Origin of the sequence: Cupriavidus taiwanensis (assembly GCF_900249755.1) — a bacterium.
Classification (GTDB): domain Bacteria; phylum Pseudomonadota; class Gammaproteobacteria; order Burkholderiales; family Burkholderiaceae; genus Cupriavidus; species Cupriavidus taiwanensis_D.
In genome coordinates, this window is the sequence record NZ_LT976854.1 from 1,066,309 (window position 1) to 1,073,221 (window position 6,913).

Here is a 6,913-nt window from a genome sequence, read left to right on the forward strand (position 1 = left end):
GATGTCTCCTTCAGAGGTGGGGTACGAGCAGGCTTACCGGATTGCGCCAGGACGGTCGCAGCGGCGTTCTCGAATTTTCAAGAGGCATCGCGCGACGCTTCCTTGGCGAGCTCGTGTTTGAGGATCTTTCCCGCGGATGTAGCCGGCAGCGAGGTCCTGATGAATACCTCAGCCGGCCGCTTGTAAGGTGCAAGGTGCTGGGCCGCGAACTGCCCGATTTCCTCCGGCGTGGCTTCGGTCCCAGGCTTGAGCTGTACAAAGGCCACGACCTCTTCGTTGCCTGGTACACGTCTGCCTACCACCGCGCAAGTGGCCACTGCGGGGTGCGCCGCCAGAACGGCCTCGACTTCAGGAGGATAGACATTGAAGCCTGACCGGATGATCAGTTCCTTGGTGCGCCCGACGATGTGCAGGTATGGTCCGTCCATCCGTGCCAGGTCGCCGGTATTGAACCACCCCTCTGGATCAACGACTTGCGCCGTCATCTCCGGTGCCTTGTAGTAGCCGAGCATCACGTTCGGCCCGCGCACGTGCAGTTCCCCGACCTCGCCCGACGGCATCCACTCGCCTGTGGTGCCTTTCAGGCGCACCTCGATCCCAGGAATGGGCGGCCCCACCGTGGTGTCATCGCGTGGATCGTCGACACGGGTAAAGGCAATCGTCGGGGCACACTCGGTAATGCCGTAGCCGTTTTGCAATGGCAGCCTGAAGGCGGTCTCCACCGCACGCTTCAAGGTCAGGTCCAGCGGTGCGCCGGCCACGCCGATTCCGCGAAGCGCGGGGCAGGAGATTGCCCCATCTGAAGCTTCGAGCAGACGCTGGAACAGCGTAGGCACGCCCTGGAACCGCGTGATGCCGTCGTTGCTCAATGCACGCAAGGCAGCCTTGGCGTCAAAGCGAGGCACCAGTTCCAGACGTGCGCCAAACATCAACGTGCCGATGAGTACGGAAGAGAAGCCGACGATGTGGGACATCGGCAGCACCCCGTAGACAAAGTCATCGGGCCCAAATCCGCGCATAACACCGCCGATCAACGCAGTGAACATCACGCTGCGATGACTCAGCATGACGCCCTTCGGGGTTCCGGTTGTACCGGAGGTGTAGATGAGCGCCCCGACCTGACGGGCACCGTCAGCACTGACAGGCTCAGCGGTCGCGGCAGGATCCACGTCGGTCACGGCAACTTCGCCGACCCCGGGAATCTCATGGAGAGCCGCGCTCATTTGCTGAGCGTGCCGGGCAGCATCGGGTGAGACGGAGCTTGTCGCAATCACCAGACGAGCCCCGCTGTGTGTGCGGATGGCAGACACCTCACGCTCGCTGATCCGCGCGTTGACCACCAGGGGCCAGGCGTCGATGTCGCCGATGGCGAGAACCAGGATCGCCAGTGCGATTGAATTCTCACCCAGGACCATGACCCGGTCTCCGGGGCGAACGCCGCGCTGAATGAGCCACTGCCCCGCAGTTTGGATGGCTTGCGCCAGCTCTCGATATGTCATGACGCGCGCACTTTCTGACAACGCGATCGCATCGGGCGAGCGTTGTGCCCAGGGGCGAACTACGTGCGACATACGATCCGGAAGCGCGGCGAGCTTGGCCTGCAGCTCGGCTGCTGAGAGTTGCATGTTCCTTGTCTCCTTGGTTCTGTTTTTGAACTGACGCAATCGTAAGTTTGAAAATTGAACTCGTCAACGGTAAAATCCCGCAAATGAAGTGGAATGATCTTGAACAGGAACACTGTTCCGTTGCGCGCACAGTCTCCGTGATCGGAGACCGATGGACGCTGCTCGTGCTGCGCGACTGCTTTCTTGGCGTGCGCCGCTTCCACGAGTTTCAGCAGCGGCTCACGATCTCACGGCCCATGCTTGCGGATCGCCTTGGCAAGCTGGTCGAGGCCGGCGTCCTCAAGAAGATTGCCTATCAGGAGGCACCGGTCCGACATGAGTACCGGCTGACTGCCAAGGGCATGGACCTTCATCCGATCATCATGGCGATCGTGCATTGGGGCGATGTCCACATGGCCGGCAAGGCAGGAAGGCCCTTGCTGCATCGGCACGCCGCCTGCGGGCACTTGTTTGATCCTGTTGTCGTTTGCTTAGAATGCGCGGCAGAGGTTCATGCCAAAGACGTGGTGGTAGAAAAGGGGCCGGGTGCCTAGCTTGCTGCTGGAAATGGGCGTCCTGCGCTGGCCGTGGTCCGTAGGCATGCCTCACTAAGCAAAATGCCGACTAGTGCATACGACGTGGTTGCGCCGATCCAGGCCGCATGCCAACTTCAACCCTGATGTACTTGTTCAAGTAATTGCACAAGTCTACGGGAGCACCCCATGCGCACCGTCCATTTCTCCGATGCCCGTAACAACCTGAAGGCAGTCATTGACCAGGCCATAAACGATCACGACGCTGTGTTGATCACGCGCCGTGACGCGCCCAATGCGGTCATCCTGTCCCAGGAGCAGTACGACGGATGGATGGAAACCATGCATCTGTTGAGCAGTCCTGCGAATGCGAAGCACCTGATGGAATCCATCGACCAGCTTCGCCGCGGTGAAGCAGTCGAGCACCCGCTGATCGATCCGGATAAGGAATGATTCGCAGTGTTCTTTTTACGGCCAGCGCCTGGGAGACGTACGTCTACTGGCAAAGCCAAGACAAGAAAACTCCGAAGCGCATCAACGCCTTGATACAGGACGCATAGCGCGACCCCTTTGAAGGTATCGGAAAGCCGGAGGCCTTGAAAGGCAATCTGTCGGGCTTTTGGTCGCGCCGCATAGACGATGCAAACCGACTAGTGTATGTGGCGGATGACGTAGCGCTACGTATCGTTAGCTGCCGCTACCACTACGGCGACAAGTAATCTCCGAGGTTTTTTGCCCCGAGCCGCCTTGCGAGGCCGCGGCCGTGGTCCAGGCGGGTGCGCCGGCGCTACGCCGGTTATCGCGCTTGTCCCGCATTTCCTGCGCCATGCGCAAGACGTGGGCACGCCGTTTTTGCTCGACGATCGCGCCCTGGTCAATCTAGGCCAACCGGTCATAGGTGGTGTAGGGCAGGGAGGCGCCGTCGGCCCACAGCGCGATTCGCCCGTCCGGATACTCGGCCACCTCGATGTAGCGGTGGACCAGCCGGTCCTGCAGCGTACGGTTCATCCGTTCGACACGACCCTTGCCTGGCTGCTGTTGGCGCACAGATTCTCGATATTGAGTTCGTGCAGCGCGCGCCGAATTGCGTGTAGCCGTCGCCGCCGGTGGCATTGGGCCGGTTGACCCGGAACACACGGGCCTTGCCGCTATAGAACGCGATCGGCTTGCCGTGGCACGCAAGGTAAGCCCGTGTCGCCTCGAAATACGCGAACGCGGATTCCGTCCGCACGAAGCGCAACCCCATCAGCCAGAGCCGGACATTACCGCTTAGCCGCTACATATTCTGTCGCGCATAATATGTGCAATGTCGAATCAAGCTTTAGGCTGCTATCACCACGCTGGAACGTAGGCCCGGCGCGGCTTGACGAGTGATAGCAGCGTCTTAAAACCCTCGGAAAAAATTTCCAATCCCTTACGCTTCGCTTCCTCTTGAGCGAGCAGCAAAAAGACCTCGCGCGGGTCCATACCAGCTTCCTTCGCCAGCAAAAACGCCGTCGCATAGTCGGGAAGACGCTCACCGCGTGCATAGCGGTTGAACGTCGGTTGTGGCACGCCCATGTCATGCGCCGCCTTCGTGACGCTTCGCCCGTGCAATGCCTTAGCTATCAGTTCTTGGTAGCTCATAAATACTCCCAATGATGCCGCAAATCCGTTTGGATTAGGATTCGCAAATCCGTTTGGATTCGATTCCGAACGGGTTAGCAGGCGAACTATAGCGGGTAAACCGGTCAGGGGTAAACGAATGGGTCAGGCGGCGTTGTTTCTTGCTGTAACGGCTGCTGTAGGGGCTGCTGGGGCCATCGGCGCATGGATGGGCCTTTGGATCGCTACCCGCATCGCCTCGGCGCTGGTCGACGCACCCAGGGGGAATGCGTGATGGCTACGCGTCTGATTCCTGCGTATCGGCAGCGGCTGCGTAGCTGCCTCGTTGAGAGGTCGTGCGGCGTTGACCGCGATGTCTACCTGTCGTACTGGCTCGGCGAGCTTGGCGGCCTGATGGGGGAATGGTGATGGGCCGCATGTCTGATCTGTCGGCACAAGGCAAGGCTCCCGCAGCGGAGCGCCCCGGCGTGGGCGAGACGCTTGCGGCGCGCCGCGCCGGGGCGCGGAGCGAGGGACACCCCCCCACGTCGGCTGTACGTAGTTCTCCCCTCACTAATAGGGGGGAACTGGAAGCGCCTCCAGTCGCGGGCCACAGCCTTGTCGATCTGGTGATGACGGATTCCGGCGAAGTGAAGACCGTCGCTGTCCGGGTGCCGTCGCCTGGACAACTGGCGGTGATCGACACGCTGCGGTTTGTGATCGGTGAAGAAACGTTTCTGCCGGTGGTCGACGGCGTCGATGACGACGCGTTCGCCCGGGCAACTAGTGCCAAGCTCGAAGAGATTTTCGGCTTCGGTCTGACACGCAATCTCGGCCAGCGCCGGGACTTCTACGGGGAAACATGGGAGTTCGGCGACAACTGGGGCCATGTCGGCTTCGGTGGCTCGCGGCAGAACAACACCATTCTGGTTTCGCTGTCGGGTGCAGGGTGTTTGGCCGCGCGTGAGGGTTGGGAGTCTCGGCTTTTTGGCTTTCTGACCACGCAGGCCAAGCGTCCGGTGATCACGCGGATTGACCTCGCCCACGATGATTTCGAAGGGCGGTGCACGGTCGATCAGCTAGACCAAATGCACACCGACGGCTTCTTTACAAACGCCTATACGGTGCCGGACTGCCAGCACGCGGGGAATTGGAAATTCCCGAACGGCAAGGGCCGCACGTTGTATGTCGGCACGCGTAAAAGCGGCAAGATGTTCCGGGGCTATGAGAAGGGGAAAGAGCAGGGCGATGCAACGTCGCCTTGGGTGCGGCTCGAATGCGAGCTTGGCAACAAGTCCATGCTGATCCCGTTCGATGTGCTGATCGATCCGAGCGCGTACTTCATGGGTGCTTATCCCAAAGCGTTTGCGCATCTGAGCCTCACGGTGCAGCCGGAGCGTATGGAAATCAAGCGGCGCAAGGCGGCCATCGACGTGGATGCCTCCTTCGATATGGTCAATCGTCAAGTCGGCAAATACATCGGCGTGTTGGTCGATCTGTTCGGGCTTGAAGAAGCGTTTGCGCGGATGCGCAACAAGCATGGGCACTGGCCGGAACGGCTCAAAGTGCCTGACTACAAGCTCGCGGAAACACCGCTGCACAAGCAAGAGCGCGTGCGTTCGTTCAACGAGTACCAATTCGGCCCCAGCGACTATAGCGGCGCGCTGGAAGCGGCCGTCTAGCCGCAGACAAAAGAGGGTCATATGCGTTTCAACACCAAAGTTCAGGTTCTGGGTATGAAGTCCTCCAAAGGCGCGATGGACAACGGCCAGACGTACGACAGCACCAAGGCGTACATCGTTACGCCGCTGGACACTTCGAAGGGCACCGCCAAGGGCATGGCCGCGGGCGAATACAACATCGGGACGTCCGACGAGTTCGCTAAGTACGAAAAGCTGCCTTTCCCGTTCACGGCCGACGCCGACATGGAAATCGTCAGCAACGGCAAGACGTCGAAGACCATCGTGCACAGCCTCGTGCCTGCGGCCGCGCAGAAGGGCTAACGACCATGCCGGGGATCGTGTTCGTTGTCCAAGAAGTGGAGTCGGGCCAGTTTCTGTGCCCGTACTCCGGCGATGTGGGCTTCACGCACCGCCTGAAGGAAGCGGGCACGTTCGACACGCGTGAAGACGCATATGAGACGGCGTGCGAACACTGCGACGAAGCCTTCGACGTGGTGGCCGTGTTCAACGAGAGGGGTTAGTCGTGGCGCTGTGTGTCCAGGTGAATGGGGATGGGTCTATGTCGGCTGTCACGCCGCAGCCGGCTGACATGAACACTTGCGCCTATGTGGTTCAGACGTCGGCGGAACACTTCAACAATCCGTTGGCGCTGAGTGCGGCGGATGGCGGTGCAATCGGCTCCGCGATCTTGCTGGTTTGGGCGGTGGCGTATGCCATTCGCTCGGTTCTCGCGGCGCTTGCCTCGGGTGATCAAGATTCAGCATCAAGCTGAAAGCGTGCCGGCGCTATCCGGTATTTTCGGGAGAATCCTCATGAAGTACGTTCGCAAGCTGGGCTACGCGGTTCCTCTGATGGTTGCTGGTGCGGCCCATGCCACGGTGCCGACCGAAGTGACCACGAAGCTGGCCGAGGCCGCTACCGACGCCGCCGCGGTGGGCGCCGGCATCATCCTGATTGTGCTGGCCGTCAAGGCGGTCAAGTGGCTGCGCTCGGCCCTGTAACGCTCGCGTTGCAGGTCTGGGCCACCGATCTGGCAACAGTCGGAGGCGCGGTCTTGCTGATCCGCGTCGCTATCAAGGTTGGTTTTTGGTGGCGGTCACTGCGGTGATGCTCGGGGGGGCTGCGGCCCCCCATTTTTTTCGGGGGAATCATGGGGATTTTCATTGTGGTTGCGATTGTGGGGGCGGCATGGATCATGTTCACGCATCGGTGAGGGGGCTTGTCTATGCGCTATTACTTCTCTCGCTCGCTGGCTGCGCGGCAATCGATACGGCACCGCCTGGTTCTTGCGCTACTGGCGGCTCTCATTGTCTGTGGCCTGAGCTGGGCTTCTAAGGCGCATGCTGCGGCGCCGTCCGTCTCGGTCTGGGTGTTTCAGGGCCATACCGGTGGCTCCAATCCTTATGCGTTAAGCGGGGCTGAGCTTTGTACGCTTCCTAAGGTGCAACAGGCTAAGCCTGATGCAACGGCGATTGTTAGCTATAGCTCGGGGGTGTTTTGCACGTTCAAA

Annotated in this window: 10 protein-coding genes and 2 pseudogenes; 9 read left to right on the plus strand and 3 right to left on the minus strand. The window is 60.5% G+C overall.

All coding sequences use genetic code 11. From position 1 onward, the window contains the following. Positions 1 to 77: 77 nt before the first annotated feature. A complete protein-coding gene (locus CBM2594_RS20610; RefSeq protein WP_116358641.1) occupies positions 78 to 1,625 on the minus strand; it encodes a class I adenylate-forming enzyme family protein in 1,548 nt (515 codons plus the stop codon). A gap of 83 nt (positions 1,626 to 1,708) precedes the next feature. Here CBM2594_RS20610 and CBM2594_RS20615 point away from each other — a divergent pair, with 83 nt between their 5' ends. The 3 genes and pseudogenes from CBM2594_RS20615 (at position 1,709) to CBM2594_RS20625 (ending at position 2,856) form a co-directional block, all read left to right on the plus strand. Continuing rightward, positions 1,709 to 2,158: a winged helix-turn-helix transcriptional regulator gene (locus CBM2594_RS20615; protein WP_116358642.1), complete on the plus strand. Its 450-nt coding sequence runs from the start codon at positions 1,709 to 1,711 to the stop codon at positions 2,156 to 2,158. A 168-nt stretch (positions 2,159 to 2,326) separates the two neighbouring features. Next, entirely contained in the window at positions 2,327 to 2,590 is a 264-nt protein-coding gene (locus tag CBM2594_RS20620) for a type II toxin-antitoxin system Phd/YefM family antitoxin (RefSeq protein ID WP_116358643.1), read from the plus strand. Then, a pseudogene (locus CBM2594_RS20625) lies at positions 2,587 to 2,856 on the plus strand (Txe/YoeB family addiction module toxin). Before CBM2594_RS20620 ends, CBM2594_RS20625 begins: the two are co-directional and overlap by 4 nt. Positions 2,857 to 3,115: 259 nt before the next feature. Here CBM2594_RS20625 and CBM2594_RS26895 read toward each other — a convergent pair. Together CBM2594_RS26895 and CBM2594_RS20630 are read right to left on the minus strand one after the other, a co-directional pair. Further along, positions 3,116 to 3,386, minus strand: a pseudogene (locus CBM2594_RS26895) (ISNCY family transposase); the annotation flags it as partial. A gap of 83 nt (positions 3,387 to 3,469) precedes the next feature. Beyond that, positions 3,470 to 3,763, minus strand: coding sequence for a hypothetical protein (locus CBM2594_RS20630; RefSeq protein WP_116358644.1), 294 nt, complete (start codon positions 3,761 to 3,763; stop codon positions 3,470 to 3,472). 395 nt (positions 3,764 to 4,158) lie between these two features. On the opposite strand from CBM2594_RS20630, the gene CBM2594_RS20635 reads away from it, so the two are divergent. The 6 genes from CBM2594_RS20635 to CBM2594_RS26900 form a co-directional block, all read left to right on the plus strand. Then, positions 4,159 to 5,403, plus strand: coding sequence for a replication initiation factor domain-containing protein (locus tag CBM2594_RS20635; RefSeq protein ID WP_198048178.1), 1,245 nt, complete (start codon positions 4,159 to 4,161; stop codon positions 5,401 to 5,403). Between the two features lie 54 nt (positions 5,404 to 5,457). Then, on the plus strand, positions 5,458 to 5,724 hold the full coding sequence (locus tag CBM2594_RS20640) for a hypothetical protein (RefSeq protein WP_232346694.1): 267 nt from the start codon (positions 5,458 to 5,460) through the stop codon (positions 5,722 to 5,724). A 17-nt stretch (positions 5,725 to 5,741) separates the two neighbouring features. Then, positions 5,742 to 5,924 (plus strand): hypothetical protein, encoded by a 183-nt coding sequence (locus CBM2594_RS20645; RefSeq protein WP_232346695.1) that lies wholly within the window; start codon positions 5,742 to 5,744, stop codon positions 5,922 to 5,924. A gap of 38 nt (positions 5,925 to 5,962) precedes the next feature. Next, positions 5,963 to 6,175 carry a hypothetical protein gene (locus CBM2594_RS20650; protein ID WP_198048179.1) on the plus strand — a complete coding sequence of 71 codons (213 nt, stop codon included), beginning with the start codon at positions 5,963 to 5,965 and terminating at the stop codon, positions 6,173 to 6,175. A 40-nt stretch (positions 6,176 to 6,215) separates the two neighbouring features. Beyond that, complete coding sequence (locus CBM2594_RS20655; protein ID WP_198048180.1) at positions 6,216 to 6,404, plus strand: major capsid protein; 189 nt, start codon at positions 6,216 to 6,218, stop codon at positions 6,402 to 6,404. A gap of 218 nt (positions 6,405 to 6,622) precedes the next feature. Continuing rightward, positions 6,623 to 6,913: hypothetical protein (locus CBM2594_RS26900; RefSeq protein WP_232346696.1), on the plus strand; the 291-nt coding region annotated here is incomplete at its 3' end.

Bases quoted from the DNA above. Each gene is read 5' to 3' on its own strand.
- CBM2594_RS20610 (WP_116358641.1), bottom strand. From the start codon at position 1,625: ATGCAACTCTCAGCAGCCGAGCTGCAGGCCAAGCTCGCCGCGCTTCCG.
- CBM2594_RS20615 (WP_116358642.1), top strand. From the start codon at position 1,709: ATGAAGTGGAATGATCTTGAACAGGAACACTGTTCCGTTGCGCGCACA.
- CBM2594_RS20620 (WP_116358643.1), top strand. From the start codon at position 2,327: ATGCGCACCGTCCATTTCTCCGATGCCCGTAACAACCTGAAGGCAGTC.
- CBM2594_RS20630 (WP_116358644.1), bottom strand. From the start codon at position 3,763: ATGAGCTACCAAGAACTGATAGCTAAGGCATTGCACGGGCGAAGCGTC.
- CBM2594_RS20635 (WP_198048178.1), top strand. From the start codon at position 4,159: ATGTCTGATCTGTCGGCACAAGGCAAGGCTCCCGCAGCGGAGCGCCCC.
- CBM2594_RS20640 (WP_232346694.1), top strand. From the start codon at position 5,458: ATGAAGTCCTCCAAAGGCGCGATGGACAACGGCCAGACGTACGACAGC.
- CBM2594_RS20650 (WP_198048179.1), top strand. From the start codon at position 5,963: ATGTCGGCTGTCACGCCGCAGCCGGCTGACATGAACACTTGCGCCTAT.
- CBM2594_RS20655 (WP_198048180.1), top strand. From the start codon at position 6,216: ATGAAGTACGTTCGCAAGCTGGGCTACGCGGTTCCTCTGATGGTTGCT.